This window comes from Microbispora cellulosiformans (assembly GCF_008728085.1).
In the GTDB taxonomy this organism is placed as follows: Bacteria; Actinomycetota; Actinomycetes; order Streptosporangiales; family Streptosporangiaceae; genus Microbispora; species Microbispora amethystogenes.
Genome location: NZ_VYTZ01000003.1, coordinates 331936 through 358590, shown reverse-complemented (window position 1 = coordinate 358590; position 26655 = coordinate 331936). Strand labels below are relative to the sequence as shown.

Here is a 26655-nt window from a genome sequence, read left to right as displayed (position 1 = left end):
GCGTGCGGCTGCCCTAGAGGACGAGCAGCTCCTTGGTCGTCAGTGTGAGAAGCTCCGGCCCGTCAGCACGCGTGACCAGCGTGTCCTCGATGCGCACACCGCCCGCGCCCGGAAGATAGACCCCCGGCTCGACGGTGATCGGAACTCGATCCTCTAGTCTACCGGTCCTGCCAGGGCCCAGGAACGGCAGCTCGTGGATCTCCAGGCCGACTCCGTGCCCCAGCCCGTGGCCGAACCGCTCGGCATGGCCCGCCTCGGCGATCACCTCGCGCGCCGCCGCGTCCACCTCGCCGGCCGTCGCCCCCGGCCGTACGGCGTGTCGGCCCGCGCGCTGCGCCCGCCGTACGAGGTCGTAGAGGTCGCGCTGCCAGGCGGCGGGCGTGCCCACCGCGACCGTGCGGGTCATGTCGGCGTGGTAGCCGCCGTACCGCGCGCCGAAGTCCATCGTCACGAGGTCGCCGCGCTCGACTCGCCGCTCGGAGGGCGAGTGGTGCGGGATCGAGCCGTTCGGCCCGCTCGCCACGATGGAGTCGAAGGCGGGCCGGTCCGCGCCGAGCTCGACCATGGCGGCCTCCAGCCACCGGGCGATCTCCCGCTCCGTGACGCCGGCCGTGACGCGCTCCACAACGAGGGAGAACGCCTCGTCGGTGAGCGCGCACGCGCGCCGCAGCGCCTCGATCTCCGCCTCGTCCTTGACGGCGCGCAGGGTCTCCACCAGGCCGCCGGCCGGGGTGAGTGCGGGGCGGCGCCCGGGGGGACGGCCGGACAGCCGCTCGGAGAGCCGCTGGAACAGCCCGACCGGCATGTGGTCGCCCTCCACCAGGACCCGATCCGCGCCGGCGCACCGGTCGAGCAGCACACCCGTCACGACGCGGTCCTCGATCACCTCGACTCCCGCGCACACCGCCTCGGCCGTCTCCCGGTAGCGCGAGTCGGTGGCGAGCGCGGCCTCCCCCGCCGCGGTGACCAGCACGGCGGCGTTGGAGCTGGTCAGCCCGGTCAGGTAACGCACGTTGACCGGCCAGGTGACGAGGGCCGCCCCGGCCTCGTGCTCCCCCAGTGCCTCGGCCAGCCCCGCGCGCCGCGCGGCGTGGGTCTCCTCGGCGGTCCTTCCGGCAGTCCTGTCGGCGGTCTTGTCGGCGGTCTTGTCGACATCGGTCACAAACGGACTTTACCGCCGTCCTCCGGACGCCCCCGTCAGGACGCCAGGTCTTTGATCTTCTCGATGAGGGCGACCCGCTCCTCGTGGGTGTGCGCGAACGGGGCGACGTTGAGCGTGGTGACCCCGGCCTCGCGCAGCGCCGCGATCCGCTCCCTGACGTGGCCCTCGGGCCCGGCCAGCGAGACGCGTTCCAGCAGCTCCCGCGGCACCAGCGCCTCGGCCTCCTTCTTCCTGCCCTCCAGGTAGAGGTTCTGGATCTGCTCGGCCTCCTTCTCGTAGCCGTAGCGGCGGGCGAGGTCGTTGTAGAAGTTCCTGCCCTTGGCGCCCATGCCGCCGATGTAGAGGGCGGCCATCGAGCGGCCCAGGTCCAGCACGTCCTCGACGTCGTCGCCGATCGCCAGCACGGCCTGCGCGATCACGTCCAGCTCGCCGAGTGCGGGGTCGCGGCGCTCCCGCCCGGCGGCCAGCGACGCGCCCCACACCTCTCCGGCCTTCTCCGGCATGTAGAAGATCGGCTCCCAGCCCTCGGCGAGCTCGGCGGCCAGCTCGACGTTCTTCGGCCCGATCGCCGCGACGACGATCGGGATGCGCTCGCGCACCAGGTGGTTGATCAGCTTGAGCGGCTTGCCGAGGCCGGTGCCGCCCTCCAGTGGAAGGGTGTAGTGGCGTCCCTCGTACTCCAGCCGCTCACGCCGCCAGACCTTGCGGCAGATCTCGATGATCTCGCGGGTGCGGCCGAGCGGCGCGTCGTACGGCACGCCGTGGAAGCCCTCGATCACCTGCGGGCCGGAGGCGCCGAGGCCGAGGGTGAAACGCCCGTCGGAGACGTAGTCGAGGCCCGCCGCGGTCATGGCCAGCAGGGCCGGCGTCCGGGAGTAGATCGGCAGGATGCCCGAGGCGATCTGCAACCGCTCGGTCCGCGCCGCGATGTAGCCGAGCTGGCTGACCGCGTCGAAGCTGTACGCCTCGGCGACGAACACGACGTCGAGCCCGGCCCGCTCGTAGTCGGCCAGCTCCGCGACCGTCTCCTTGAAGCCCCCGGAGTAGTTGAGGGCCATCCCGATCCGCATCCGCCTCGTCCTTCCGCGCGTACACCGGTGAGTAACCGAATGATGTTCCGTCGGCGTGACCAAGGCTAACGACACCGACCGGCCGCGGCCACTCCGCTCAAGAGCGGCACAGGGGTGGTGAAGGGGTCCGGTGGCGGCTCGGTGGCGGCTCAGGCGCGGCGGGCGACTCCGCCGAGCACCGGCAGGACCGGCCCGCTCAGCGGCAGCGCGTCGGGCTCGGGCCGCCACCGGTGCAACTCGACGACGCCGGGTTCCACCAGGTCGTACCCGTCGAAGAATCCGGCGATCTGGGCGGCGGGCCGGGCCTCGAACGGCGCGTTGGCCCTGCTGTACACACCGCTCATCGCGGCCATCTCGTCCGGAAGGGGGTCGGAGCTGACGTGCGAGATCACGACGTGACTGCCGGAGGGGAGCAACTCGCGGTAGGCCGCCATGAGCCCCTCCGGGTCCTCCTCGTCGCGCACGAAGTGGAGGCACGACACCAGCAGCAGCGCCACGGGCCGGTCGAGGGCGAGGCCGTTCTCCTCCGCCGCGGCGACGACCTCCTCCGGCCGCCGCAGGTCGGCCTGCGCGAAACGCACCCGGGGATCGCCTTCGAGCAGCGCCCGCGCGTGCGCCGCCACCACCGGGTCGTTGTCCACATACGTCACCCGCACGTCGGGCGAGACGTCGAGGGCGATCTCGTGGACGTTGCCCTGCGTCGGCAGCCCGGCGCCGAGGTCGAGGAACGCGCGGACGCCGCGCTCGCGGGCCAGGAAGCGCACGGCCCGGCCGAGGAACGCGCGGTTCTCCCGTACGGCCTCCCGCACATGGCCCCGGGACAGTTCGACGACCCGCTCGGCCGCCGCCCGGTCGGCGGGGAAGTGGTTCTTGCCGCCCAGGTAGTAGTCGTACATTCGGGCGACGTTGGGCTGCGTGACGTCGAACCCACCGGGTGTCTGGTCCGCCATGACACGCTCCCGCTCGGCCGGATGATTCCTCATGATCATAAGGCCGGGCGGCCTCCGCGCAGTAGCCGTAGGTCGTCCGGGGTGTCCACGTCGGCGGGATCGCCCGCGTCGTCGCAGGCCACGGCCGTGACGAGCTCGGGATGCGCGCGCAGGAAGGGACGGGCCCCCACGTCGCCCACGGCCTGCGCCGCGACCTCCACGAGATGCTCGCGGGCGATCAGCACGGGGTTGCGCGGCACGCCTCCGTACGCGGCGACGGCGACCCGGGCTCCGCCCCGGAACGCCGCGATCAGCCGGCGCACCGCCTCGGGCCGTACGAGGGGCTGGTCGGCGAGCGCGATCACCACCGCGACGGCGGACGGCGGGAGCGCCTCCAGCCCGGCCCGCAGCGACGAGCCCATGCCCGTCTCCCACAGCGCGTTGCGCACGACGACCACGTCCCCGGCCGTGTTCTCGGTCATGGCCTTGAGCTCCGCCTCGACCGCGGCCTGGGCGGCTCCGACGACGACCAGCACGGGCCGGCACCCGCCCTCGGCGAGCAGCCGGACGCCGCGGCCGGCGAGGCGCTCCCCCTCGAACTCCACCAGTGCCTTGGGCCCGCCGAACCTGCTGCCGCCCCCGGCGGCCAGCAGCAGCCCGGCGACGATCCCCTCGTCCGCCACGCCGCGTCACCGCTCGCCGTGGATGCGGCCGGAGGTCTCGGTCAGCGGCCTGCCGCTGCCGCCCCAGCGGAGCCGGATCAGCTCCGCCGCGATCGACACGGCGGTCTCCTCGGGCGTGCGCGCCCCGAGATCGAGCCCGATCGGCGAGCGCAGCCGGGACAGCTCCTCCTCCGACAGCCCGGCCTCGCGCAGCCGGGCCAGCCGGTCCTCGTGCGTGCGCCGCGATCCCATCGCCCCCACGTACGCCGCCGGGGTGCGCAGCGCCGCCTCCAGCAGCGGCACATCGAACTTCGGGTCGTGGGTGAGCACGCAGATCACGGTGCGCCCGTCGACCTCGGTGGTGGTCAGGTAGTCGTGCGGCCAGGCCACCACGACCTCGTCGGCCTCGGGGAACCGCTTGGCCGTCGCGAAGACCGGCCGGGCGTCGCACACCACCACGTGATAGCCGAGGAAGCGGCCGATCCGCGCGACGGCCGCGGCGAAGTCGATCGCGCCGAAGACCAGCATGCGCGGCGGCGGCGCGAAGGAGAGCACGAACACCGACAGGTCGTCCAGCCGCCGCTCGCCGTCCGGGCCGTACCGCCGCACGCCCGTCGAGCCCTGCGCGAGCATGCCGCGCGCGTCGTCGTCCACCGCGTCGTCGAGCCGGGCGGAGCCGAGCGAGCCCGACGCCCGGTCCGGCCACACCACGCGGCGGGCGCCCAAGCGGCCGGGACCGTCGATGATCGTGGCCACCGCGACCGGCCGCCGCGTCGCCACGGCCGCGGCGATCTCCCCCAGCTCCGGGTAGTCGCGGCGCGACACCGGCTCCACGAACACGTCGATGATCCCGCCGCAGGTCAGCCCGACCGCGAACGCGTCGTCGTCACTGACGCCGTAGCGCTCCAGGACCGGCGTCCCGTCCCCGGCGACCCGGGTGGCGAGCTCGTACACCGCCCCCTCGACGCAGCCGCCCGACACGCTGCCGACCGCCTCGCCGTCCAGCACGGCCATCGCCGCCCCCGGCGGGCGCGGCGCGCTGCGGAACGTGCCGACGACGGTGGCGAGCCCGAACCGCCGCCCCGACTCCCACCACTCCAGCACCTCGTCGAGCATGTCACGCATCGGCCCCTCCCCTCCGTACGGCCCCGCGTGGATCCGCCCGCCGGCCGGCCAGCAGCGCGGCCAGGTCCTCGCACGCGCCCAGGCTGTGCCCGGCCACGAAATCCGTGACGTACGGCAGCGCCGCGCGGATCCCCGCGGTGAGCGGGCGGTAGGCGGGGTCGCCCTTGTGCGGGTTGACCCACACGACCCGGCGGGCGAGCCGCGAGAGCCGGGCCATCTGCGCGCCCAGGAGGTCGGCCGGTCCCCTCTCCCAGCCGTCGGAGGCGATCACGACGATCGCGCCCCGGGGGTCGGGCAGCCGCAGCAGGGCCCGCACCTCCTCGCCCAGGCGGGTGCCGCCGCTCCAGTCCGGGATGGCGGCCGAGCACTCATCCATGGCGAGATCGGGATCGTGGTGGCGCAGCGCGCCGGTGATCCTCGTCAGCCGCGTCCCCGCGCTGAACACCTCGGTCGCCCGGGGCTCGGCCCGCACCAGCGCGTGTGCGAACCGCAGCAGGGTGTCGGCGTAGGCGGCCATCGAACCGCTGACGTCGACGACCAGGACGACCCGGTGCGGCCGCTGCCGGCGGGCGCGGCGGCGCGGCCGGGCCGGCTCCCCGCCGTCGCGCAGGATCTCCCTGATCGTGCGCCGCCGGTCGTAGGCCGGACCGTGGGGCGACGGGCGGTAGCGCCGCGACCTGCGCGCCTGTCTCGTGCCGCGCAGCAGCGCGAGCAGGCGGTGGACCTCCCGCCGCTCCGCCTCGCTCATCCGCGCCACGTCCCGGTGCCGGAGCACCTCGATCTCGCTCGCCGTGGCCGGCGGCGCGCCCGGCTCGCCGGTGGTCTCCGGGCCGCCCGTGCCGTACGGCGCCGCCACCGGGCGGGTCACGGACACCGTCGTTCCGCGGACGCGGCGTGCCGTGCGCAGGGAGGCGGAGAAGTAGGCGGCGAAGCAGCGGTCGTACCGGGGCAGGTCGCCCGGCCCGGCGCACAGCGTGAGGCGGCCCGCCCAGTAGACGTCCCGCGCGACGGCGGCGTCGAGGTGAGCGAGGGCCGCCAGGAAGTTCCGCGTGCGCTGGTGGTCGGCCGGCACCCCGGCCGCCCGCAGCATCCGGGTGAAGCCGACCAGCCCGCCCGTGATCCGCTCCGCGTCGTCCGCCCGGCCTGGCCCGACCCCCTGCGCTCCGTATCCCCGCGCTTCGGGCCCCTGCGCTTCTGGCGCGCGGCGCTCGGTGGGGCGGCGGTCGCCCGGGTCAGTCACGTCCGCCGTCCGCGTGGAGCAGCCCTCCCGCGCGCACCGTCTCCTGGTCCTCCCGGTGCTTGAGCAGGGCGCCGAGCGTGGCGGCGGCCAGGGCCGGGTCGAGCTCCGCCGCGCCGAGCGTGAGCAGGGCCTCGGCCCAGTCGAGCGTCTCCGCGACGCCCGGCGGCTTGATCAGGCCGGCCGCGCGCATCCGCCCGGCGGCCCGCGCCACGTCCGCCGCGAGCCGTTCGGCGCATCCGGGCAGGCGCCGCCGCACGATGGCCACCTCCCGGTCGAGATCCGGGTGCTCCAGCCAGTGGTAGAGGCAGCGCCGTTTGAGCGCGTCGTGCACCTCACGGGTCCGGTTGGAGGTCAGGACGACGACGGGCGGCGTGGGGGCGCTGATCGTCCCGATCTCCGGCACCGAGATCGTGAAGTCCGACAGCACCTCCAGCAGGAACGCCTCGAACTCGTCGTCCGCCCGGTCGATCTCGTCCACCAGCAGCACGCTGGGCTGCGTCTCCAGGGCCCGCAGCAGCGGCCGGGCGATCAGGAACCGCCGGTCGTAGATCTCGCCCTCCAGCGCGGCCACGTCGGCGGCCCCCGCCGCCTCGGCCGCCTTGAGGTGGAGAAGCTGGCGGGGGAAGTCCCAGTCGTACATGGCCTGCGCGGCGTCGAGGCCCTCGTGGCACTGGAGCCGGATGAGCGGCGCGCCCAGGATCGCCGCCAGGGTCTTGGCCAGCTCGGTCTTGCCGACGCCCGCCTCGCCCTCCAGGAACAGCGGCCGCCCCATCTTGAGCGCGAGATAGGCCGCGGTCGTGAGCCCCTCGTCGGCGAGGTAGTCGTGGTGGTCGAGCAGCTCCGCCAGCCCCGCCGGCGAGTCGATCTCGGAGATGGTGGTGGTCCGCCGCAGCACACGGACAGGCTACGCGCAGGCCGTCGCGCGCCGCTCTGGCCGAATCCGCCAAAGCCGCCCGCGCCTGGGACACCGCCTTGGCACGATCCCACAGCGGGCGGTCACTGCTTAGGGTCGGAGCATGTCCGACGACCGGAGCCTGCCCCGGCCCGCCTGCCTCACCGGCTCCCCCGCCGGTCGGGCGCTCGCCGCCGAACTCACCGCCCGATGGGCGGAGCCGCACCGCCGCTACCACACGACGGCCCACCTGCGGGCGGTCCTGGCCGCGATCGAGCCGCTGGCCGCCCAGGCCGCGGACGCCGGCGCCGTACGGCTGGCCGCGTGGTTCCACGACGCCGTCTACGACGGGCGGCCCGGGCGGGACGAGGAACGCAGCGCCCAGCTCGCCCAGGCACGGCTGCCCGCCTGCGGTCTGTCCCCGGAACGGGTCGCCGAGGTCGCCCGGCTGGTGCGGCTCACGGCCGGGCACACGTACGAGCCCGGCGACGCGAACGCGGCCGTCCTGTGCGACGCCGACCTCGCGATCCTCGGGGCGCCGCCCGAGACGTACGACGCGTACACGCGGGCCGTACGGGAGGAGTATCGGCACGTGCCCGGCGACGCCTTCCGGGCCGGCCGCGCCGCCGTGCTGCGTGCCCTGCTCGGCAAACCCCGCCTGTACGGCACTCCCGTTGGCCGGGACCTGTGGGAGGACCGGGCGCGCGAGAACATGACCCGGGAGCTGACCGCTCTCTGAAGCGTGCGCCTTTACAATGTAGATCTATTGCGGGTCTTCGGGAGACGCAGGCCGGACGCGCGCAGCCGCCGCACCAGCTCCTGGCTGCCGACCGGCTCGGCGCCGAGCAGGACGGCCCGGTCGTAGACCGTCTCCGGCACGTCGTAGTGGTCCCGGTCGAAGGCGCGTTCCGGCACGCCGAGCAGGCGGGCGAACTCGTGCAGTTCCCGCAGTGACGAGTCGCTGACCAGGTGGGACCAGAGCAGCCCCCGGGGACCCGGCCAGTTCGGCCGGTCGATCAGCACCGCCATGCGCCCTCCCGTCGTCGCCGATCAGCATAGGCCGATGGCACGGGCATGGATCGCGGCCCAAGCCGAGGCCGGTTTCGCCGGCGCTCCCCAGATTTGCCCGGTAGGTACCCCTGGGGGTATAAGGGAGGCATGCAGATGAACGAGGCGATGGTCGGCGACGCGGTGACGCGACTGCGGAGGGCACATGGCCAGCTCGCCGGGGTGATCGCGATGATCGAGGCCGGCGAGGACTGCACCAAGGTGCTGACCCAGCTGGCGGCGGCTTCCAAGGCGATCGACCGGGCCGGGTTCAAGCTGGTGGCCAGCGGCCTGCGGCACTGCCAGGCGGCGCAGGAGCGGGGCGAGGAGGCTCCGATGAGTGTGGCCGAGCTGGAGAAGCTGTTCCTGGCCCTCGCTTAGGCGGCCCTGCCGGAAAGGTTCGCTTTTCCATATCCCGACGATACCCCCCGGGGTATATGCGATCTGGAGGTCGCAGTGACTTTGGACGTCGATCCGACCCGCTTCGGGCAGGTGTACGGCGAGGGTGTCCCGGTGGCCGAAGTCCGGGAAGCCGGGCTGGAGGTGCTCGGGCGGCCGGGCGACGCGCGACGCGGGCGGCTCACCGGCAGTCCCTTTTTTTGCTCGTCACATACCCCCGGGGGTACCAGGAGAGAAGTTTTCCCCTCGGTGCCGATCGAGGGCGAGCCGGTCGCGGTGTTCTCCCGCGGCAGCCTCCTGGTCGCCTCCTCGCACGCGACCCCGGCCCGGCCACGCGGCCTGGCCACCCCACCTGAGAAACCGAGAAGGAAACCGTGAACACCGAATTCCCGAACACCGGATCCCCTGACATCGACACCGCCGCCGCCCGTGCGCTGATGGCCGCCAACCCCGACGTGCTCGTCGTGGACGTGCGGACCCCCGCCGAGTTCGAGACCGCGCACATCGGCGGCGCGATCAACCTGCCGCTCGACCAGGTCGACGCCCACCTGCGGCGGATCGTCGCCGACGCCGGGGGGCGGATGCTGCTCGTCTGCCAGTCCGGCGGCCGCGCCACCCAGGCGCACAAGAGGCTCTGCGAGGCGGGACTGCCCGACACGGTCGTGCTCGCCGGAGGGATGAACGCCTGGATCGCCTCCGGCGCTCCGGTGGTGCGCGGAAGGCAACGGTGGAGCCTGGAGCGCCAGGTTCGCCTGGTCGCGGGCGGCCTCGTGCTCGCCTCGATCGTGGCCGACCTGTGGCTGCCGGGGGCGCGCTTCGCAGGCGCCCTCGTCGGCGCGGGCCTGATGTTCGCCGGTCTTACCGACACCTGCGCGATGGGCATGCTGCTCGCCCGCCTGCCCCGCAACCGGGGCGCGGGCACCGACGTGGACGCCGCCCTCGCCTGTATCCGCCGCCCCGGCCGCGGCGCGGCCTGACGGATCAGGGAAACACCATGACCGCTCTCACCCTCGCCGGCGCCGTCGTCGTCGGTCTGGCCCTGGGCCTGTTCGGCGGCGGAGGCTCGATCCTGACCGTCCCCCTGCTCGTCTACGTCGCCGGCGTCCCGGCCAAGGCGGCGATCGCCATGTCCCTGTTCGTCGTCGGAGCGACCAGCGTGGTCGGCGCCGTCGGTCACGCCCGCGCCGGCCGCATCCGGTGGAGGACCGGGCTGCTTTTCGGCCTCGCCGGAATGGCCGGTGCGTACGGCGGCGGCCTGCTCGGGCCGCACCTGCCCGCGACGGCGCTGCTGGCGGGGTTCGCGCTGATGATGACGGCCACCGCCGCCGCCATGATCCGGGGACGCGGGCCGGCCGGGCCCGCGACGGCCCGCAAGGACCTGCCGATCCTTCACGTCGTCGCCGAAGGCGTCGTCGTCGGCCTGGTCACCGGAGTGGTCGGGGCCGGCGGCGGGTTCCTCGTCGTCCCCGCGCTGGTGCTGCTCGGCGGCATGCCGATGGGCCCGGCCGTCGCCACCTCCCTGGTGGTGATCGCGATGAAGTCCTTCGCCGGACTGGCCGGCTACCTGCGGGCCGTCCCGGTCGACTGGTCGATCGCCCTGCCCGTCACCGCGGCGGCGGTCGCCGGCGGTCTGGCCGGGGGGTGGCTCGCCGGGCGCATCCAGGCCGATCGCCTGCGCAAGGGGTTCGGCTGGTTCGTGCTCGTGATGGGCGGCTTCGTGCTCATCCAGCAGGCCCCGCCCGCGCTGTTCCCCACCGCGTGGGGCGTCGCCGCGCTGCTGACCGGCGCCTCCGCCGCGGCAGCAGGGATCGTCTATTCACTCCTGCGCAAGGGACGCCACCGTGACCACCTGGGCCCCGCGCACAGGGGAACGCAGCCGCACCTCACCGAACATTACCGATCGGTACCCCTGGGGTATCAAGCGAACAGGAGGAAAACGATGTTCTTCACGCAGTACTACCTGGACTGCCTGTCGCAGGCCTCGTACATGATCGGAGACACGTCGACGGGCCGGGCGGTGGTGGTGGACCCACGGCGCGACGTGTCCGAATACCTCGCCGACGCCGAGGCGCACGGGCTGCGGATCGAAGGAGTGATCAACACTCACTTCCACGCCGACTTCCTCGCCGGCCACCTGGAGCTGGCCGCGCGCACCGGCGCCTGGATCGGCTACGGTCGCGCCGCCGAGACCGAGTACGCGATCCGCACGCTGTCCGACGGCGAACGGATCGAACTCGGCGACGTCGTGCTGGAGATCCTGGAGACGCCCGGGCACACGCCGGAGTCGATCAGCGTCCTGGTCCGCGAGCACGCCGCCGACCCGGTCCCGTACGGCGTGCTGACCGGAGACGCGCTGTTCATCGGCGACGTGGGGCGGCCCGACCTGCTCGCCTCGCTCGGCATGACCTCCGACCAGCTCGGGCGCATGCTCTACGACAGCGTCCAGCACAAGCTGATGGGCCTGCCCGACGAGGTGCGGATCTTCCCCGCCCACGGCGCCGGCTCGGCCTGCGGCAAGAACCTGTCCACCGAGCGGACCTCGACGATCGGCACGCAGCGGCTGACCAACTACGCCTGCCGGCCGATGAGCGAGCAGGAGTTCCTGTCCATCGTCACCGAGGGACAGCCGCCCGCGCCCGGCTACTTCGTCTTCGACGCCGTGCTCAACCGCAAGAATCACGACCTGCTGGACGTCGCCGCGCACGCCCGGCCGCTGACGGCCGAGGAGTTCCTCGCCCGGCGGGCCGCCGGCGCGGTGGTGCTCGACGCCCGCGACGCGCAGGAGTTCGCCCTGGCCCACCTGCGCGGCTCGCTCAGCGTCCCGGCGGACGGCCGGTTCGCCGAACGGGCCGGCACGGTCATCGAACCGGGCAGCGAGATCGTCGTCGTCGCCCCGCAGGACCGCGAGGTGGAGGTCGTCACCCGGCTGGCCCGCATCGGCTTCGACACGGTGACCGGCTACCTGCGCGAACCGGAGGCCGCCTTCCTCGCCGGGTCCGGCGAGATCGCCCACTCCACCCGCCTGACCGCCGCCGAGCTGCGCGAGGCGCTCCGAGCCGAGCGGCCTCCGTTCCTGCTCGACGTCCGCAACGCGAGCGAGGTCGCGGACGGCGGTGTCGAGGGAGCGGTCAACATCCCGCTCGCCCAGCTCCCGGGGCGGCTGGCCGAGGTTCCGGACGACCGTCCCGTCGTCGTCTACTGCGCCGGCGGCGCCCGTTCCGCCATCGCGGTCAGCCTGCTGGAGCACAGCGGACGCGCCCAGGTGAGCGACCTCATCGGCGGATACGGCGCCTGGCTGAGCGCCTTCACCCCCTCGTCCGCCGGTTCCCGATCCTCAGGCGACCTCCGCTGATCCCGCGCCGGTGCGGGAGCCGGCGGGATTCCGCGCGTCCCGCTTCCGGAGTCGCGGGCGGGCGGATGTGACCGGCGGACGTCGTGCCGGTCACATCCGCGAGGGGCGACCGCGAGCAAATTCGGAACGGCTCTGTGGAAAGGCCGCCCGCTACGCCGTCGGCCGCCTCCGCGTTCCGTTTCGATCGGCGGCTAACATTTGCCCGGCACGCGTTTGCACTTCGGACAGCACTTGAACTTGCGGTGGTTCGTGCAGCGGTTGGTGCACTTGGGCGGCTTCGGTTTCGCGACGGACGCGCCGGGAGCCGTCTGCGCGACGACCGCGCCACCGGAGATCGCGGACACCTGCGCCGGGGATCCCGCCACCGGCCAGAGCGCGACCGTGGTGAGCAGCGCCGAGCCGATGGTCATGCCGAGTCGCCTACCTCGCATGGCCGTTCTCCTCTCCGATCACGTCACACGTGGATTCGGGTGTTCCTCTCCCATAGTCCGGATCGGCTCCGGAACGCGTCCAGACCGACGGCCGACACCCGCAATAATCCGGGGCGAATTCATCATGAGTCTCTATATCCCCATCGACGTGGATCGGCCGAGGGCCCTGGTGAATCGATCGGTGATGACCCGGTTCCTGCATTCTCCTGGCCCGATATCTACGCTCTCCCGGAACCGCCTCTGTCAAGCGCCCGGCCGACCATTGCGATGGACTCCCCCGCATACGGCAAAAGCCCGAATATTTGGCATCCGTACGGCAACCTCGTCCAGAACGTGCCCGCGGAACCACAGCCGCGGAACCACAGGGTCTCAGGGGGAAACGATGGCCGCACGACATGCCCGATCCCTTACCGCGCTCACGGCCGCGGTCACACTGACGCTGGCGCTGCTCACCGGCTGCGCAGGCACGACCACCCACGTGGCGTCCGGAGACGCGGCCGCCGCCGGCCCGGCCGTGGTCGCCACGCCGTCCGCGACGGAGAGCGAGTACAACTCGCCGTGCCCGCAGGGCGGCAACGCCAGGCGGTTCGCCAAGACGCGCTTCGCGCTGCACGCGGGCCTCGCCCTCGGGGCCTTCCACCGCTACATCTACAAACCGCTGCGCAGCGGCGGCTTCAAGCAGGGAGCGGAGAAGCGCAAGCGGACGTTCGCGAAGGCGGCGGTGGCGGGAGTCTTCGCCCTGCACGAACTGAAGGTCGCCAAGGGGTTCGCGGTGGCCAACCCGACTCTCTGCAAGGCCGTCGAGGGCGTCGACGGCAAGGTCAGGGCCCTCACCGGCAAACTCAGGAGCGGCACCGCCTCGGAGGCCGACCTCGACGCCGGGGAGTACTCGATGAACGGGCTGCAGAGCGACGCCGCGAAGACCGGTTACCGGTTCAAGGAGCGGAACGTCACCGTCCCCGGGGCCTCGTGACCCGGGCTGCCCGGCATCCATCGGGGGTCAGAGATAAACCTATTGACTTGGTAGGAAATATGGACAACCCTTGAGGGGAATCTTCCGTCGTCCCTGCGAGGTGTGTCCATGTCCGTCGCCGGAATCGAAACCGGCACCGCCCCACGCGCCGGCGGCGCCCCTGCCGTCCGCGTCACCGCCGCGGGCGCCGCGCTCCGGGCCGCCGGGAGGCGGTCGTACCGGTGGGTGAGCCCCGTGGCCGTCGTGCTGGTGTGGCAGGCCGCGAGCGGCAGCGGGCTGCTGCCCGCCCGGCTGCTCGCCGCGCCGTCGGAGATCGCGGCGACCGCGCTCGACCTGGTGCGGTCCGGGACGCTGCCGACGGCGATCGCCGTGTCCCTCGAACGGGTCCTGCTGGGCTTCGCGGCGGGAGCGGCGGCCGGCGTCGTCCTGGCGCTGGTGGCCGGGCTGAGCCGGGCCGGTGAGAACGCGGTCGACCCGATCATGCAGATGCTCCGGGCACTGCCGTTCTTCGGGCTGATCCCGCTGTTCATCCTCTGGTTCGGGATCGGTGAGGCGCCCAAGGTGCTGCTGGTCGCGCTCGCCGTGTCCTTCCCCCTCTACCTCAACACGTTCTCCGGCATCCGGGGCGTGGACGGCAAGCTCGCCGAGCTCGCCCGCACGCTCCGGCTCGGCCGGGCCGCGCTGGTGCGGCACATCGTGCTGCCCGGCGCGCTCCCCCAGACCCTCGTCGGGCTGCGCCAGAGTCTCGGCGTGGCCTGGCTGGCGCTGATCGTCGCCGAGCAGGTCAACGCCGACGCCGGGCTCGGCTACATGATCAACGACGCGCGGGAGTTCCTCCGTACCGACGTGATCGTGGTCGGCCTGCTGGTCTACAGCGCGCTCGGCCTGCTCACCGACGCCCTGGTCCGGCTGCTCGAAAGGAGGGCGCTCGGATGGCGGCGCGAGTTCCTGTCCCGCTGAGCGACGTGGCCCCCGCCGGCGGGCCGTCGGCGGCCTCCGTACGCGGGCTCACCCGGCGCTTCGGCGACCGCGCCGTGCTGGACGGCCTCGACCTGACGATCGCGCCCGGCGAGTTCGTCGCGCTGCTCGGCCGCAGCGGCTCGGGCAAGTCCACCCTGCTACGCGCGCTCGCCGGGCTCGACGAGGAGGTCGAGGGGGACATCGAGGTCGACGGCTCGGTGGCCGTGGCCTTCCAGGAGCCCCGGCTCGTGCCGTGGAAGCGGGTGCGCGACAACCTCACGCTCGGCCTGGACGTGCCCGGTCCCGCCGCGAGGGCGGACGCCGCGCTGGCCGAGGTCGGCCTGACCGAACGCGCCGGGGCCTGGCCGCTCACACTCTCCGGCGGCGAGGCGCAGCGGGCGAGCCTCGCCCGGGCCCTCGTCCGCGAGCCCCGCCTGCTGCTGCTCGACGAGCCGTTCAGCGCGCTCGACGCGCTCACCCGGATCACCGTGCACCGCCTCGTGCTCGACCTGTGGGCGGCGCACGGCCCGGCCGTGCTGCTGGTGACCCACGACGTGGACGAGGCCCTGACCCTCGCCGACCGGATCCTGGTGCTCGACGGCGGGCGGGTCGCCCACTCCTGGACCGTCACCGCGCCGCGCCCCAGGCACCGCGACCACCACGACCTCCTCGCCCTGCGCGCGGCCCTGCTGGCCGCCCTGGGCGTGCCCCCGGAAGGAACGCGATGACCAGGAGACTTCTCGCCGCGCTGCTGCTCGCCCTGACGGCCGGCACGGCCTGCGCCGGGCAGGACGCCGCCGGGAAGCCGGGCGAGGCCCAGGGCCGCGTCACGCTGCGGGTCGGCGACCAGAAAGCCGGTTCGCAGGCCATCCTCAAGGCCGCCGGGCTGCTCGGCGGCACCTCCTACACGATCACGTGGTCGCAGTTCACCTCCGGCCCGCCGCTGCTGGAGGCCGTGAACGCCGGCGCGGTCGACATCGGCGGCGTGGGCAACACCCCGCCCGTCTTCGCCGCCGCCTCCGGATCGAAGATCAAGGTGGTCTCGGCCTACCGGCAGAGCGCCAAGGGGTCGGCGATCCTCGTGCCCGGCGGGTCCTCGATCACCTCTCCGGAGCAGCTCAAGGGCAGGAAGGTCGCGGTGGCCAAGGGCAGCTCGGCCCACTACCACCTGCTCGCCGTGCTGAAGAAGGCCGGGCTGTCCTTCGCGGACATCCAGCCGCAGTATCTCCAGCCGGCCGACGCCCTGGCGGCGTTCTCCTCCGGCACGGTCGACGCCTGGGCCATCTGGGACCCCTTCACCTCCCAGGCGAAGATCCAGCACGGGGCGCGGCTGCTGGTCGACGGCACGGGCGTCGTGAACGGCCTGGGTTTCCAGGTCGCCGCCCCGGCCGCGATCGAGGACACCGGCAAGCGGGCCGCGATCGCCGACTTCCTCACCCGCCTGGCCAGGGCCCGGGTCTGGGCCGCCGCCCACCTGGACGAGTGGGCGAAGGTCTGGGCGCAGGAGACCGGCCTGCCCGCCGAGGTGGCGAACGCCGCCGTCGCCAATGCCGTGGCCACCCCGGTCGAGATCGACGACTCGGTCGTCTCCTCGGAACAGGAGATCGCCGACGCGTTCGGCGCCGAGGGCCTGATCCCCGGCACGGTCACCTTCTCCCAGTTCGTTGACGACCGGTTCAACGAGGTCGTCGGAAAGGCCGCGCGATGAGATTCCACTGGTTCCTGCCCACGTCCGGCGACGGCCGGGCGATCGTCGGCGGCGGGCACGGCCTGACGCGGAGCCACGGCCTGTCCGCGGCGGCCACGCGCCGCCCGCCCACGATCGACTATCTCGCCCAGGTGGCCCGCGCGGCCGAGCAGGCGGGGTTCGAGGCCGTGCTCACCCCGACGGGGACCTACTGCGAGGACGCGTGGCTGGTCACCGCCGCGCTGACCCAGGTCACGACGCGGCTGAAGTTCCTGGTCGCGTTCCGGCCCGGCGCGCTGTCGCCCACGCTGGCGGCCCAGATGGCCGCCACCTACCAGCGGATCTCCGGCGGGCGGCTGCTGCTCAACGTGGTCACCGGGGGTGAGACGGCCGAGCAGCGGCGCTTCGGCGATCACCTGGCCAAGGACGAGCGGTACGCCCGGACCGCGGAGTTCCTGACGATCGTCCGCGGCGCCTGGGACGGGCCGTTCGACTTCACCGGCCACTACTACGACGTCGAGGGCGCGACGGTCGCCGAGCGGCCCGACCCCGTGCCCGAGCTCTACTTCGGCGGCTCGTCGGCCGCCGCCGGCCCGGTCGCGGCCCGGCACGTCGACGTCTACCTCACCTGGGGCGAGCCGCCGTCGCAGGTCGCGGCCAAGCTCGACCGGATGCGCGAACTGGCCGCCGCCGAGGGCCGTACGCTGCGCTTCGGCATCCGGCTGCACGTGATCACGAGGGACACGTCCAAGGAGGCGTGGGCGGAGGCGAAGCGGCTGCTCGACCAGATCTCCCCCGAGGACATCGACGCGGCGCGGGCGGTCCTCCGCCGCAGCGAGTCGGTCGGGCAGCAGCGGATGCTCGCGCTCCACGAGGGCTTCCGCGGCGGCAGGGTCAGAGACCTGGAGATCCACCCCGGTCTGTGGGCGGGGGTCGGCCTGGTGCGCGGCGGCGCCGGCACGGCGCTCGTCGGCAGCCACGCGGAGGTCGCCGACCTCGTCGAGGAGTACTCCGCACTCGGGGTGGAGGAGTTCGTCCTGTCCGGCTACCCCCACCTGGAGGAGGCCTACTGGTTCGGGGAGGGCGTGCTGCCCGAACTGCGCCGCCGCGGCCTGCTCGGCGCCGCGCCCGTACGGCTGACCGCCTGACGGCTCCGCGTTCACGTGCGGGGAGGCTGGACCGGTGGGATGGGCTCTCCGCGCTTCACGGCCTTGAGCGTGCGCATCGCGAGGTCGATCCCCTCCAGCGCCGGGCCGAGGTTCGACTCGGGCCGGGACGGCAGGCCGGACGCGAGCGCGCACGCTTCGAGCACCCGATCGACCGCTTCGTCGTCGAGCAGGTCCTCGTACACGAGCACCAGCGATCGGGTCTCCCTCGCACCGGTCGTGAGGTCGCGCAGGAGGTCGCCCGCCGTCCCGGCGGTGTCCTCGTGCGCCGACGCCCGCTGCTCGGCCAGCGAGAAGGCCCGCGCGAACATGCTCGACAACGCGTGCAGGATGGCGGTCGCCGCGCTCCGGATCTCGTCCTCTCTCCTGAGCCGGCGATCGAACTCGTGCTGGGCGACGGCCTGCCGCATGACCGCGCCGTAGGTGGCACGAGCCTGGCCGCCGACCCGCGCCCAGGTGACGGCCAGGTCCTGGTAGGGCGCGGCGGCGGCCGGGGCGCCGGCGCTCTGGTGGAGCCAACCGGCGAAGTCGGCCCACTGGGCGCCGGTCATGAGCAGGTCCCGGCCGAGAGCGCCGTGGGCCCTCTCCCGCAGCAGGCGCCGGATCAGCGACAGGTAGCCGGCGGCCGAGGCGAGCAACTCGGCCGGGCCGAAGGCACGCTCGCGCGCGCCACCAGAGCGAGCCGGGCCGCGTCCAGATCGTCGATCATCTCCCGGCCGAGCCTCGGCCGCAGGGCCGCGCCGGCGAAGTCTCCGCGGCTCGCCGCGTAGTAGACCATGGCGCTCAGCGAGCCGGTGAAGGCCCTCCTGCTTATCCGCCCCTCGGGGCCGGGTCCGGGCGGCGTCCTCGACGGTGGATCGAGATGCAGATCCAGCACCGTTTCCACCCGATCGGCGAGACCGCCCGCGGGCCGGGCCGGGAGCATTTCCAGCCAGACGACGAACGCCGGATCGCAACCCGCCCGCCTGGCCAGCTCCTTGGTGGTGAGATCGCAGGCCAGCCGCCGCGCCTGCAGTGTTCTCCCCCACGGAATGGCAGATCTCGCAATGTCGCCCGAATCGGGATTATCGCCCATTTGCGACTCCCGCCTGGAGACCACGTCCAGAGTCTAGGGGAGGCGAGCACCATTCGGGCCATGTCAATTATTTCAGGACTGCCGATATTTGCTGATTCCGGCGGCCTTTCCGGACTAGAGGTGTTCGGGGGCCTCGCCGCGTTCCCGGATGAGGGCGGTGAGCTGGGCCACCGCCCGGCGCGAGCGCTCCCTCTCGGTGCTCTGGATGCCCATCGCGCCCAGGCTGAGCCCGTTCGCGAGGTCGAGCTTGGGCCAGGGGTCGCCCTCCACCATCGTGACGTCGAGCACCTCGGCCCACTCGAAGTGGTGGACCCGCAGGGGGTTCACCACCGTGATCCCCTGCTCGTCCGCCCGCACCCGCAGGCGGCCGAGCAGGTGCAGCACGAACGCCACGAGCAGCCCGAAGCCGACCATGCCCAGCCGGTCGGCCAGCTTGAACTGCTCCGGCAGGCCGACCGCCAGCACGATCGCGCCCACCACCATCACCGCCGCCAGGCCGTACGCGATGATCGTCGTGCTCCGGGGCCGCCAGGTGACGGGCAACGACGGCACGCCCTCAGGCATGACGATCCCCCTCAAGGCTGCGTACGGCGTGACCGGCGGACGGACGGAACGTGATCACCAGTGACATCTTCCCGGCTCGGCGCTGCGGATGCGAGGATCGCGCGGGTGTCAGCCGGCGAGGCCGCGCAGAAGGACCGCGGTCTCCAGGGCGGCGATCGTCGCCTCGTACCCCTTGTCCTCCTTGCTGCCCGGCACGCCGGACCGCTCGACCGCTTGATCAAGGGTGTCACAGGTCAGCACCCCGTTGCCCACGGGGGTGGACTCGTCGAGGCTGACCCTGGTCAGCCCCGCGGTCACCGAATCGCAGACGTAGTCGAAGTGGGCCGTGTCGCCCCGGATCACCGCGCCGAGCGCGACGACGGCGTCACAGCGCCGCGCCAGGGCCTGCGCGACCACCGGGATCTCCAGCGACCCGGCCACCCGGGCCGTGACCACGGCCGCGCCGCTGTCCTCGGCCGCCCGGACGGCCCGGGCCAGGAGCTGGTCGGTGATCTTCTCGTGCCACCGGGCCGCGACGATGCCGACGGTGAGCCCGCCCGCGTCCACCGCCGCCGCGTCCGGCCGTCCCGCACCGCTCATGCGCCCTCCTCGCCTGACGGCTCGGAGCCGCACGCGCGGATCGCGCTGTGCCCGCTTATTCGCTCGCTTCGCTCACTCATGACGCCTCCCTGCCGAAGTGCTCACCGTGGATGTCGCGGGGTACGCCGCCGGAGATCTCGTGGCCGAGCCGGTCGCGCTTGGCCGTGAGATACCGCTCGTTGTAGGGGTTCATCGCCACCGGCATGGGTTCACGGCCGAGGACCTTGACGCCGTACCCGTCCATGCCCCGCGTCTTGGCGGGGTTGTTGGTCAGCAGCCGCACCGACCTCACGCCGAGGTCGGCGAGCATCTGCCCGGCGTTGGAGAACTCCCTCGCGTCCACCGGCAGCCCCAGCTCCAGGTTGGCGTCGACGGTGTCGCTGCCGTTGTCCTGCAGGCCGTAGGCCCGCAGCTTGGCCAGCAGGCCGATGCCCCGCCCCTCGTGCCCGCGCAGATAGACGATCACGCCGCGGCCGCACTCGGCGATCATCCGCATCGCGGTGTCGAGCTGCACCCCGCAGTCGCAGCGCAGGGAGCCGAGCACGTCGCCGGTGAGGCACTCGGAGTGCGCCCGGACGAGCACGTTCTCGCCGTCGCCGAGGTCGCCGTACACCAGCGCGAGGTGCTCGCCGCCGTCGAGCGCGCTGGCGTAGCCGTACGCGCGCCACATGCCGTACCGGTTCGGGATGCCGGTCTCGGCGACCCGGGTGACCATCCGCTCCGACCGGCGGCGGTGCTCGACGAGCTGCTCGATCGAGACGAGCGCGAGGTCGTGCTCGTCGGCGAACTCGCGCAGCCGCGGCAGGCGCGCCATCGTGCCGTCGTCGTTGACGATCTCGGCGAGCGCGCCGGCCGGGGACAGCCCGGCCAGCCGGGCGAGGTCCACCGACGCCTCGGTGTGGCCGCGTCGTGCCAGCACGCCGCCCTCGCGGTAGCGCAGCGGGAAGATGTGCCCCGGCCGCACCAGCTCGTACGGCTCGGTCGCCGAGTCGCACAGGGTCCTGATGGTCCTGGCCCGGTCGGCGGCGGAGATGCCGGTCGTCACGCCGTCCCTGGCGTCCACGCTGATCGTGTACGCCGTGCGCAGCCGCTCGCGGTTGTCCTGCACCATCAGCGGCAGGCCGAGCCGGTCGAGCGTGGCGCCCTCCATACCCACGCAGATCACGCCGCTGGTGTGGCGGATCATGAAGGCGACCAGCTCGGGCGTCGCCTTGGACGCGGCGAAGATGAGGTCGCCCTCGTTCTCGCGGTTCTCGTCGTCGACCACGACGACGGGCCGGCCGTCCCGGATGTCGGCGACGGCCCGCTCGATCGGGTCCAGCCTGATCCCGCTCACGCGATCACCGCCCGCAGCGCGCGCGACTGGCGCAGCCAGTCACGGAAGCCGATCATCACCATCAGGAAGAACAGCCCGTAGACCACCCCGGAGACGACCAGCCCGGAGCCGAACGCCAGCGGGACGCCCACGAGGTCGACGGCCACCCAGATGATCCAGAAGTCGACCAGGGCCCTGCCCTGCGCCCACGTCGCCGCCGCGCTGCCCACGAAGATGTACGCGTCGGGCCACGGGTTCCAGGAGATGTTCCAGCCCCGGGAGTTGAGGAAGGTGAAGGTGAGCGCGACCGCGACCGTCCCGGCGGCCAGCAGGCCGACGAGCGCCGCCCGCTCCCCCGGCCGCGCCGACCGGATCGGCAGCTGCGCGCCGCCGCGGGTGCCGCGCGACCACTTCACCCAGCCGTAGACCGCGAGGACGCCGAACAGCGCCTGCTTGAGCGCGTTGCCCGTGATGTGCGCGCCGACCGACGCCACGAACAGCAGGACCGACCCGAGCAGCTGCACCGGCCAGGTCCAGATCGTCTTCTTGATCGCGAGCCAGACCGTGCCCAGCGCGCACACGTTGCCCACCAGGTCGGTCCACAGGACGTGCTGGCCGTACACGTCGAATCCCGCCTCGGTCCAGCTCACGCCACGACCTCCTTGGCGGTCGCCGCGGTCAGCTTCTCGACGTACTTGGCGATGACGTCCACCTCGAGGTTGACCGGCTCGCCCGGCTGCTTGCGGCCGAGCGTGGTGAGCTCCAGGGTGGTGGGGATCAGGCTGACGGCGAAGGAGTCGCCGGTCACCGCGGCCACGGTCAGGCTGACCCCGTCCACGGCGATCGAGCCCTTCTCCACGACGTAGCGGGCGAGACCGGCGGGCAGCGAGATCCGCACGACCTCCCAGTGCTCCCCGGGCTCGCGCGACAGCACCTCCCCGGTCCCGTCCACGTGGCCCTGCACGATGTGCCCGCCGAGCCGCTGGTCGGCCCGTACGGCGCGCTCCAGGTTGACCCGCGAGCCGGGGCGCAGCGCGCCGAGCGCGGACCTGACGAGGGTCTCCTTCATGACGTCGGCGGTGAAGGAGTCGCCCTCCGCGCCCGCCACGGTGAGGCACACGCCGTTGACGGCGATCGAGTCGCCGTGCCGGGCGTCGCCGGTGACGACCGGGCCGCGCACCGTGAGGCGCGCGGAGTCGCCCAGGGACTCCAGAGCCACGACCTCGCCGAGCTCCTCGACGATTCCGGTGAACATCTCAGCTCTCCTTAGGGGACTGTACGACCTGGGGATCTGTGACCAGGGGATCGGTGACCAGGGAAGATGCGGGAAGGGAGGACTGGTGCGCGGGGGCCTTGGGCCGCAGGACCACCCTGAGGTCCGGCCCGACAGGGGTCACCGAGGCGAACTCCAGCCGGTGGATCTCGGTGATCGTCGAGACGCCCGCCGGGCCGAGGGCCGCCGCGCCCGCGCCCAGCAGCGCCGGGGCGAGGTAGCCGACGACCCGGTCGACCAGGCCCTCCCGCAGGAACGCGCCCGCGAGCGTGGGACCTCCCTCGACCAGCACGCTCACGATCTGCCTCCCGTGCAGCTCAGCCAGGAGAGCGTGGAGGTCTATTCCCCCCTGGACACGGGGGATTCGTACGACCTGGGACAGGTGGGCGGGGACGGCGGCGTCCTCGGCCACCGCGATTAGCGTCGGCGCCTCGCCGTCCAGCACGCGGGCGCCGGCGGGAGTACGGGCGCCGGGGTCGGCGACGACGCGCAGCACGGGCGCGGCGCGCGGCGGCCCGTCGGCCGCCGCGCCGGGGTCGGCAGCCGGGCCGGCGGGTCGGACGGGCGGGCGGACGGTCAGCCGGGGGTCGTCGGCGAGCACGGTGCCGATGCCGGCGACGACGGCGTCGCTCTCGGCCCGCAGGCGGTGCACGTCGGCGCGCGCCTCCGGCGAGGTGATCCACTGGCTGGTGCCGTCGGAGGCCGCCGAGCGGCCGTCCATCGTCGCGGCGAACTTCCAGGTCACATAGGGCCTGCGGGCCCGTACGAAGGTCAGCCAGGCGGCGTTGCCCTCCTCGGCCTCCGCCGTCAGCACGCCCTCGTCCACCCGCACGCCGTGCCGCCGCAGGACCTCCGCGCCGCCCGCGGCCACGGGGTTGGGGTCGGGGACGGCGACGACGACCCGCGCCACCCCGGCCTCCAGGAGGGCGGTGGCGCAGGGCCCGGTCCTGCCGGTGTGGGCGCACGGCTCCAGCGTCACGTAGGCCGTGCCGCCCCGGGCCCGTCCGCCCGCCTCGCGGAGCGCCGCGACCTCGGCGTGCGGGCCGCCGGCGTAGGCGTGGAAGCCCTCCCCGGCGACCTCGCCCGACGGGTCGAGGACGACGCAGCCGACGACGGGGTTGGGGCTGGTGCCGCCCAGTCCGCGGGCGGCGAGCGCGATCGCGCGCCGCATGTGAAGGATGTCCCGCGAGGTCACCCGGTCTTCCTCTCGCCGTTGCCGTAACGGCGGGCCCCGGGGAACGATCGGGATGCGGCCTCGCACCATCTGCTCGGGCAGCCCGCTGCCGGGCGGCCCGTGGGGACGCCCGGCGGCACACGGCCGCCCGTTCGCGCGCTTCCTCCCATCCGGACTTTCACCGTCGGTCCTGGAGTCTCACCAGGTCCACCGGCCGATGGCTTCGGCCGGGTCGCGGACTTCACCCCTGGGGGCAGGGATGTCACCGCCGGTTCGGAATTACACCGACCCCGGAGCACGCTGCTCTGCTACCACCAGTGTAGCCATGCCCGGCTCGACGGCCATAGCGTGGGATTGCGGTGATCGGAGTGGTGATCGAACAAGGATTCTTACCGGTGCGCTTCTTCTCGGGTATGTGTGGGTTATGTCACAAAGTTGTGACATAAGTGCATTCATGTAATATGCAGTGTCCCGCGGTGCGTCCACCAAGGTCAACGCGGCAGCAGGACACAAGGTGATTTACATTGCACAACGAAGCAAGAACGCGGCGAACTGCCCGCGCGAAGTGATTGACCCCTGCCAAATCAGTTGCCAGGGTTCCCTATAGTCGGATCTCTTCCGATCGTTAATGGTCCACCCGGGAGCACCGAACCATGACGTTCCCCCCCTCGACCGCGACCGACGCCGCCGCGGAGCCCGCGGACACCGCGGACCCGGCCGCGTCCGGTTCCGCCGTCGTCGGCCGCTCGCCCGGACGGCTCATGTGGCGCCGCTTCCGGCGCGACAGGACAGGCGTCGCCTCGGCGATCGTCGTGCTCGCCTTCTTCCTGATCGCGCTCCTGGCTCCCGTGATCGCCGGGTTGTACGGCAAGGACCCGTACACCACGTACGGGCAGAACCAGCCCGGCCTGCTCAACCAGTTCGGCTATCCCGTCGCGCCGAACGGCGGCATGAGCGGGGACTTCTGGTTCGGCCTGGAGCCCGGCCTGGGCCGCGACGTCTTCACGCAACTGGTGTACGGCATCCGCACCTCGCTGAGCATCGCCGTCATCGTGACCGTCCTCACCACGATCATCGGGGTCGTGATGGGCATCACGTCGGGTTACATCGGCGGCCGCACCGACTACGTGATCGGGCGGGTCATCGACACCCTGCTCGCGTTCCCCTCGCAGCTCTTCCTGATCGTCTTCCTCCCGGTCGTCGAGGCGGCTCTCGTGCTGCCCGAGGAGGAGACGCCGGTCTGGCTGCGGTACGTGTCGATCTGCGTCGTCCTCACCGTCCTCGGCTGGGCCACGATCGCCCGCCTGCTGCGCGCCCAGGTGCTGTCGCTGCGGGCGCGCGAGTTCGTGGAGGCCGCCCGCGTCACCGGCGCGTCGCCGGCCCGGGTCATCTTCAAGGAACTGCTGCCCAACCTCTGGACGCCGATCATCATCCAGGCCACGCTCGCGCTCCCGCTCTACGTCGGCGCGGAGGCGGGACTCGGCTTCCTCGGCGTGGGCATGACCGAGCCCACCCCGGACTGGGGCCGCATGTTCCAGGTGGGCGTGAACGTCTACCACTCCGACGTCACCTACCTGCTGTTCCCCGGCGTCTCGATGCTGATCTTCGTTGTGGCCTTCAACCTGCTCGGAGACTCCATCCGCGACGCCTTCGACCCACGCACCAAGCGCTGACCCATGAGCGCGCACCTCCATAGGAAGGACCACATGAGATCGCACAGCAGGCGATTCGTCTCCATGACGGCCGTGCTCGCGGCGGGCGCGCTGGCGCTGGCCGGCTGCGCCAAGGGCGGTGGCGGCGGGGCCCCCGAGGGCGCCGCGGGCAGCTCCCAGAAGCCGCTGGAGAACAAGGCCGTCAGCGCGATATCGGTCGGCACCGCCGGCGACTCCACGGGCCCCGCCCCCGAGGTCCCGGGCGCGAAGCCGGGCGGCACGGTCTACATGATCGACCGTGACGACTTCAGCCACCTCGACCCCGGCCGCGTCTACGTCAACTACAACGCCTCGGTCTCGGCCCTGTTCACCCGGACGCTGACCAACTACAAGCAGGACGACGCGGGCAACATCAAGCTCGTCGGCGACCTCGCGACCGACACGGGCACCACCACCGACGGCGGCAAGACCTGGAAGTTCACCCTCAAGGACGGCCTGAAGTGGCAGGACGGCGCGCCGATCACCTCCGGTGACATCAAGTACAGCTTCGAGCGCCTGTTCGCCGACTTCATCACCGAGGGCCCCGACTACGCCGAGTCGTGGCTGGCCCCGGACCCGAACAAGCCGTTCCGCGACCAGTACAAGGGCCCGTACGACGGCAAGGAACTCGACACGATCGAGACGCCGGACGACAAGACGGTGGTCTTCCACCTGAACGCGGCGCACCCCGACTTCAACTTCACCGTCGCCATGACCGGCTACGGCGCCGTGCCGAAGGCGCACGACACCAAGCAGAAGTACGACAAGCAGCCCTGGTCGTCGGGTCCGTACAAGATCGTCAGCCACGTGACGGACAAGTCGCTCGACCTCGAGCGCAACGAGAACTGGGACAAGAACACCGACCCGATCCGGCACGCGTACCCGGACAAGTTCCACATGGAGTTCGGCCTGCAGAGCCAGCAGACCACCGAGCGCTTCATGGCCGACACGGGCAACGACAAGCAGGCGTTCACCTTCCACAACCCGGTCGCCCCGGAGCGGGTCCAGGAGGTGCTCGGCAACGCCGACCTGATGAAGCGGTCGCTGCAGGGCCTGACGCCGTTCACGACCTTCTACAACATCAACACCAAGCGCATCACGGACGTCAACGTCCGCAAGGCGATCCAGCTGGCCTGGCCGTCCAAGCAGATCCAGCAGCTCCAGGGCGGCGAGATCTCGGCGGGTAAGATCGCCACCACCGTGATGAGCCCGACCGTGCTGGGCTACGAGGCGTTCGACCTGTACGAGAAGTCGAGCAAGCCCGAGGGCGACCCCGAGGCCGCGAAGGCGCTGCTGGCGAAGGCCGGGAACGCCACCCCGACCATCGTCTACGCCTACAACCAGACGCCGACGCAGGAGAAGGTCACCATCGCCATCAAGGAGGCGCTGGGCAAGGCCGGGATCAAGGTCGTGGCCAAGCCGCTGAACGCGGGCACCTACTACGACGCCATCGGCCCGGTGGACAACAAGTACGACGTCTACTGGGGCGGCTGGGCGGCCGACTGGCCGACCGGCTCCACCGCGATCCAGCCGCAGTTCGACGGCCGTCAGATCTCCGACAACGCGCCGAACTACAGCCACCTGAACGTGCCGGAGATCAACTCGGCCATCGACAAGGCCAACGCGGCCACCGACCCGGCCGAGGCCGGCAAGGCGTGGGCCGCGATCGACCGGCAGATCATGGACCAGGCCGCGATCATCCCCGAGTTCTACCAGACCTACTTCGGCCTGTACGGCTCGGGCCTCGGCGGGGTGCGGTTCGACCCGATCCAGGGCGAGCAGTCCGCGCTGAACGTCTACGTGAAGTAGCACCACCCGGGTCCGCCGCCTCCGCCCCCGCGGGCGGGGCGGCGGGCCCCCGCCCGTTCCGACCGCTGGAGCACGTACGA

General features: G+C 72.6%; 28 protein-coding genes and 1 riboswitch. Of the genes, 11 read left to right on the top strand and 17 right to left on the bottom strand.

Annotated features, from left to right (window positions below; all coding sequences use genetic code 11):
• Positions 1 to 13: 13 nt before the first annotated feature.
• The 7 genes from F5972_RS09695 to F5972_RS09665 form a co-directional block, all read right to left on the bottom strand.
• Positions 14 to 1162 carry a M24 family metallopeptidase gene (locus tag F5972_RS09695; RefSeq protein WP_150933074.1) on the bottom strand — a complete coding sequence of 383 codons (1149 nt, stop codon included), beginning with the start codon at positions 1160 to 1162 and terminating at the stop codon, positions 14 to 16.
• 35 nt (positions 1163 to 1197) lie between these two features.
• Entirely contained in the window at positions 1198 to 2232 is a 1035-nt protein-coding gene (locus tag F5972_RS09690; protein ID WP_150933073.1) for an LLM class F420-dependent oxidoreductase, read from the bottom strand.
• A 149-nt stretch (positions 2233 to 2381) separates the two neighbouring features.
• Positions 2382 to 3182 carry an SAM-dependent methyltransferase gene (locus F5972_RS09685; RefSeq protein WP_150933072.1) on the bottom strand — a complete coding sequence of 267 codons (801 nt, stop codon included), beginning with the start codon at positions 3180 to 3182 and terminating at the stop codon, positions 2382 to 2384.
• Positions 3183 to 3217: 35 nt separating this feature from the next.
• Complete coding sequence (locus F5972_RS09680) at positions 3218 to 3844, bottom strand: nucleotidyltransferase family protein (RefSeq protein WP_225311308.1); 627 nt, start codon at positions 3842 to 3844, stop codon at positions 3218 to 3220.
• A 6-nt stretch (positions 3845 to 3850) separates the two neighbouring features.
• A complete protein-coding gene (locus tag F5972_RS09675) occupies positions 3851 to 4948 on the bottom strand; it encodes an XdhC family protein (protein WP_150933071.1) in 1098 nt (365 codons plus the stop codon).
• On the bottom strand, positions 4941 to 6188 hold the full coding sequence (locus F5972_RS09670; protein WP_225311307.1) for a vWA domain-containing protein: 1248 nt from the start codon (positions 6186 to 6188) through the stop codon (positions 4941 to 4943). The genes F5972_RS09675 and F5972_RS09670 overlap by 8 nt, the downstream gene beginning before the upstream one ends.
• The gene (locus tag F5972_RS09665; RefSeq protein WP_150933070.1) at positions 6181 to 7083 is read right to left on the bottom strand and encodes an AAA family ATPase; all 903 of its coding nucleotides are present in this window, start codon (positions 7081 to 7083) and stop codon (positions 6181 to 6183) included. Before F5972_RS09665 ends, F5972_RS09670 begins: the two co-directional genes overlap by 8 nt.
• Before the next feature lie 121 nt (positions 7084 to 7204).
• On the opposite strand from F5972_RS09665, the gene F5972_RS09660 reads away from it, so the two are divergent.
• Positions 7205 to 7819, top strand: coding sequence for an HD domain-containing protein (locus F5972_RS09660; RefSeq protein WP_150933069.1), 615 nt, complete (start codon positions 7205 to 7207; stop codon positions 7817 to 7819).
• Positions 7820 to 7830: 11 nt separating this feature from the next.
• Here F5972_RS09660 and F5972_RS09655 read toward each other — a convergent pair whose 3' ends face one another.
• Positions 7831 to 8109, bottom strand: a complete 279-nt coding sequence (locus tag F5972_RS09655) for a DUF4031 domain-containing protein (RefSeq protein WP_150933068.1) — start codon at positions 8107 to 8109, stop codon at positions 7831 to 7833.
• Positions 8110 to 8238: 129 nt separating this feature from the next.
• Here F5972_RS09655 and F5972_RS09650 point away from each other — a divergent pair, with 129 nt between their 5' ends.
• The 3 genes from F5972_RS09650 (at position 8239) to F5972_RS37940 (ending at position 11878) form a co-directional block, all read left to right on the top strand.
• Entirely contained in the window at positions 8239 to 8508 is a 270-nt protein-coding gene (locus F5972_RS09650) for a metal-sensitive transcriptional regulator (RefSeq protein ID WP_076437939.1), read from the top strand.
• 455 nt (positions 8509 to 8963) lie between these two features.
• On the top strand, positions 8964 to 9503 hold the full coding sequence (locus F5972_RS09645; protein WP_150933376.1) for a rhodanese-like domain-containing protein: 540 nt from the start codon (positions 8964 to 8966) through the stop codon (positions 9501 to 9503).
• Positions 9504 to 9520: 17 nt separating this feature from the next.
• Positions 9521 to 11878: a TSUP family transporter gene (locus tag F5972_RS37940; RefSeq protein ID WP_150933067.1), complete on the top strand. Its 2358-nt coding sequence runs from the start codon at positions 9521 to 9523 to the stop codon at positions 11876 to 11878.
• A 191-nt stretch (positions 11879 to 12069) separates the two neighbouring features.
• Here F5972_RS37940 and F5972_RS09635 read toward each other — a convergent pair whose 3' ends face one another.
• Positions 12070 to 12309 (bottom strand): hypothetical protein, encoded by a 240-nt coding sequence (locus F5972_RS09635; protein ID WP_150933066.1) that lies wholly within the window; start codon positions 12307 to 12309, stop codon positions 12070 to 12072.
• A 382-nt stretch (positions 12310 to 12691) separates the two neighbouring features.
• On the opposite strand from F5972_RS09635, the gene F5972_RS09630 reads away from it, so the two are divergent.
• The 5 genes from F5972_RS09630 to F5972_RS09610 all read left to right on the top strand — a co-directional run bounded on the left by F5972_RS09630 (position 12692) and on the right by F5972_RS09610 (position 17077).
• Positions 12692 to 13282, top strand: coding sequence for a hypothetical protein (locus tag F5972_RS09630; protein WP_150933065.1), 591 nt, complete (start codon positions 12692 to 12694; stop codon positions 13280 to 13282).
• Positions 13283 to 13390: 108 nt separating this feature from the next.
• A complete protein-coding gene (locus F5972_RS09625) occupies positions 13391 to 14242 on the top strand; it encodes an ABC transporter permease (protein ID WP_150933064.1) in 852 nt (283 codons plus the stop codon).
• On the top strand, positions 14215 to 14970 hold the full coding sequence (locus tag F5972_RS09620) for an ABC transporter ATP-binding protein (RefSeq protein ID WP_150933063.1): 756 nt from the start codon (positions 14215 to 14217) through the stop codon (positions 14968 to 14970). The genes F5972_RS09625 and F5972_RS09620 overlap by 28 nt, the downstream gene beginning before the upstream one ends.
• Positions 14967 to 15950, top strand: coding sequence for an ABC transporter substrate-binding protein (locus tag F5972_RS09615; protein ID WP_150933062.1), 984 nt, complete (start codon positions 14967 to 14969; stop codon positions 15948 to 15950). The genes F5972_RS09620 and F5972_RS09615 overlap by 4 nt, the downstream gene beginning before the upstream one ends.
• On the top strand, positions 15947 to 17077 hold the full coding sequence (locus F5972_RS09610; protein ID WP_150933061.1) for an LLM class flavin-dependent oxidoreductase: 1131 nt from the start codon (positions 15947 to 15949) through the stop codon (positions 17075 to 17077). The genes F5972_RS09615 and F5972_RS09610 overlap by 4 nt, the downstream gene beginning before the upstream one ends.
• A gap of 11 nt (positions 17078 to 17088) precedes the next feature.
• Here the strand turns inward: F5972_RS09610 and F5972_RS09605 are convergent, their stop codons facing one another.
• From F5972_RS09605 to ribD, 8 genes are all read right to left on the bottom strand, one after another.
• On the bottom strand, positions 17089 to 17733 hold the full coding sequence (locus F5972_RS09605; protein ID WP_150933060.1) for a hypothetical protein: 645 nt from the start codon (positions 17731 to 17733) through the stop codon (positions 17089 to 17091).
• The gene (locus tag F5972_RS09600; RefSeq protein WP_150933059.1) at positions 17700 to 18194 is read right to left on the bottom strand and encodes a helix-turn-helix domain-containing protein; all 495 of its coding nucleotides are present in this window, start codon (positions 18192 to 18194) and stop codon (positions 17700 to 17702) included. Before F5972_RS09600 ends, F5972_RS09605 begins: the two co-directional genes overlap by 34 nt.
• A 90-nt stretch (positions 18195 to 18284) precedes the next feature.
• A complete protein-coding gene (locus tag F5972_RS09595) occupies positions 18285 to 18734 on the bottom strand; it encodes a PH domain-containing protein (protein ID WP_150933058.1) in 450 nt (149 codons plus the stop codon).
• Between the two features lie 108 nt (positions 18735 to 18842).
• Positions 18843 to 19313 carry a 6,7-dimethyl-8-ribityllumazine synthase gene (ribH, locus tag F5972_RS09590; protein ID WP_150933057.1) on the bottom strand — a complete coding sequence of 157 codons (471 nt, stop codon included), beginning with the start codon at positions 19311 to 19313 and terminating at the stop codon, positions 18843 to 18845.
• Between the two features lie 76 nt (positions 19314 to 19389).
• The gene (locus tag F5972_RS09585; protein WP_150933056.1) at positions 19390 to 20649 is read right to left on the bottom strand and encodes a bifunctional 3,4-dihydroxy-2-butanone-4-phosphate synthase/GTP cyclohydrolase II; all 1260 of its coding nucleotides are present in this window, start codon (positions 20647 to 20649) and stop codon (positions 19390 to 19392) included.
• On the bottom strand, positions 20646 to 21278 hold the full coding sequence (locus F5972_RS09580) for a nicotinamide mononucleotide transporter family protein (protein WP_150933055.1): 633 nt from the start codon (positions 21276 to 21278) through the stop codon (positions 20646 to 20648). The genes F5972_RS09585 and F5972_RS09580 overlap by 4 nt, the downstream gene beginning before the upstream one ends.
• The gene (locus tag F5972_RS09575) at positions 21275 to 21883 is read right to left on the bottom strand and encodes a riboflavin synthase (protein WP_150933054.1); all 609 of its coding nucleotides are present in this window, start codon (positions 21881 to 21883) and stop codon (positions 21275 to 21277) included. Before F5972_RS09575 ends, F5972_RS09580 begins: the two co-directional genes overlap by 4 nt.
• Before the next feature lies 1 nt (position 21884).
• Positions 21885 to 23096 (bottom strand): bifunctional diaminohydroxyphosphoribosylaminopyrimidine deaminase/5-amino-6-(5-phosphoribosylamino)uracil reductase RibD, encoded by a 1212-nt coding sequence (gene ribD / locus F5972_RS09570; RefSeq protein WP_225311306.1) that lies wholly within the window; start codon positions 23094 to 23096, stop codon positions 21885 to 21887.
• Between the two features lie 131 nt (positions 23097 to 23227).
• Positions 23228 to 23378, bottom strand: a riboswitch (FMN riboswitch).
• Positions 23379 to 23728: 350 nt separating this feature from the next.
• Here ribD and F5972_RS09565 point away from each other — a divergent pair.
• Positions 23729 to 24748, top strand: coding sequence for an ABC transporter permease (locus F5972_RS09565; RefSeq protein WP_150933053.1), 1020 nt, complete (start codon positions 23729 to 23731; stop codon positions 24746 to 24748).
• Between the two features lie 33 nt (positions 24749 to 24781).
• Positions 24782 to 26575, top strand: a complete 1794-nt coding sequence (locus F5972_RS09560) for an ABC transporter substrate-binding protein (RefSeq protein WP_150933052.1) — start codon at positions 24782 to 24784, stop codon at positions 26573 to 26575.
• Positions 26576 to 26655 lie beyond the last annotated feature (80 nt).

Excerpts from the sequence above, each read along its gene's own strand:
- F5972_RS09620 (WP_150933063.1), top strand. The coding sequence starts at position 14,215 with ATGGCGGCGCGAGTTCCTGTCCCGCTGAGCGACGTGGCCCCCGCCGGC.
- F5972_RS09650 (WP_076437939.1), top strand. The coding sequence starts at position 8,239 with ATGCAGATGAACGAGGCGATGGTCGGCGACGCGGTGACGCGACTGCGG.
- F5972_RS09690 (WP_150933073.1), bottom strand. The coding sequence starts at position 2,232 with ATGCGGATCGGGATGGCCCTCAACTACTCCGGGGGCTTCAAGGAGACG.
- F5972_RS09660 (WP_150933069.1), top strand. The coding sequence starts at position 7,205 with ATGTCCGACGACCGGAGCCTGCCCCGGCCCGCCTGCCTCACCGGCTCC.
- F5972_RS09560 (WP_150933052.1), top strand. The coding sequence starts at position 24,782 with ATGAGATCGCACAGCAGGCGATTCGTCTCCATGACGGCCGTGCTCGCG.
- F5972_RS09685 (WP_150933072.1), bottom strand. The coding sequence starts at position 3,182 with ATGGCGGACCAGACACCCGGTGGGTTCGACGTCACGCAGCCCAACGTC.
- F5972_RS09565 (WP_150933053.1), top strand. The coding sequence starts at position 23,729 with ATGACGTTCCCCCCCTCGACCGCGACCGACGCCGCCGCGGAGCCCGCG.
- F5972_RS09635 (WP_150933066.1), bottom strand. The coding sequence starts at position 12,309 with ATGCGAGGTAGGCGACTCGGCATGACCATCGGCTCGGCGCTGCTCACC.
- F5972_RS09675 (WP_150933071.1), bottom strand. The coding sequence starts at position 4,948 with ATGCGTGACATGCTCGACGAGGTGCTGGAGTGGTGGGAGTCGGGGCGG.
- F5972_RS09575 (WP_150933054.1), bottom strand. The coding sequence starts at position 21,883 with ATGTTCACCGGAATCGTCGAGGAGCTCGGCGAGGTCGTGGCTCTGGAG.
- F5972_RS09645 (WP_150933376.1), top strand. The coding sequence starts at position 8,964 with ATGGCCGCCAACCCCGACGTGCTCGTCGTGGACGTGCGGACCCCCGCC.
- F5972_RS09615 (WP_150933062.1), top strand. The coding sequence starts at position 14,967 with ATGACCAGGAGACTTCTCGCCGCGCTGCTGCTCGCCCTGACGGCCGGC.
- ribH (WP_150933057.1), bottom strand. The coding sequence starts at position 19,313 with ATGAGCGGTGCGGGACGGCCGGACGCGGCGGCGGTGGACGCGGGCGGG.
- F5972_RS09625 (WP_150933064.1), top strand. The coding sequence starts at position 13,391 with ATGTCCGTCGCCGGAATCGAAACCGGCACCGCCCCACGCGCCGGCGGC.
- F5972_RS09595 (WP_150933058.1), bottom strand. The coding sequence starts at position 18,734 with ATGCCTGAGGGCGTGCCGTCGTTGCCCGTCACCTGGCGGCCCCGGAGC.
- F5972_RS09630 (WP_150933065.1), top strand. The coding sequence starts at position 12,692 with ATGGCCGCACGACATGCCCGATCCCTTACCGCGCTCACGGCCGCGGTC.
- F5972_RS37940 (WP_150933067.1), top strand. The coding sequence starts at position 9,521 with ATGACCGCTCTCACCCTCGCCGGCGCCGTCGTCGTCGGTCTGGCCCTG.
- F5972_RS09610 (WP_150933061.1), top strand. The coding sequence starts at position 15,947 with ATGAGATTCCACTGGTTCCTGCCCACGTCCGGCGACGGCCGGGCGATC.
- F5972_RS09655 (WP_150933068.1), bottom strand. The coding sequence starts at position 8,109 with ATGGCGGTGCTGATCGACCGGCCGAACTGGCCGGGTCCCCGGGGGCTG.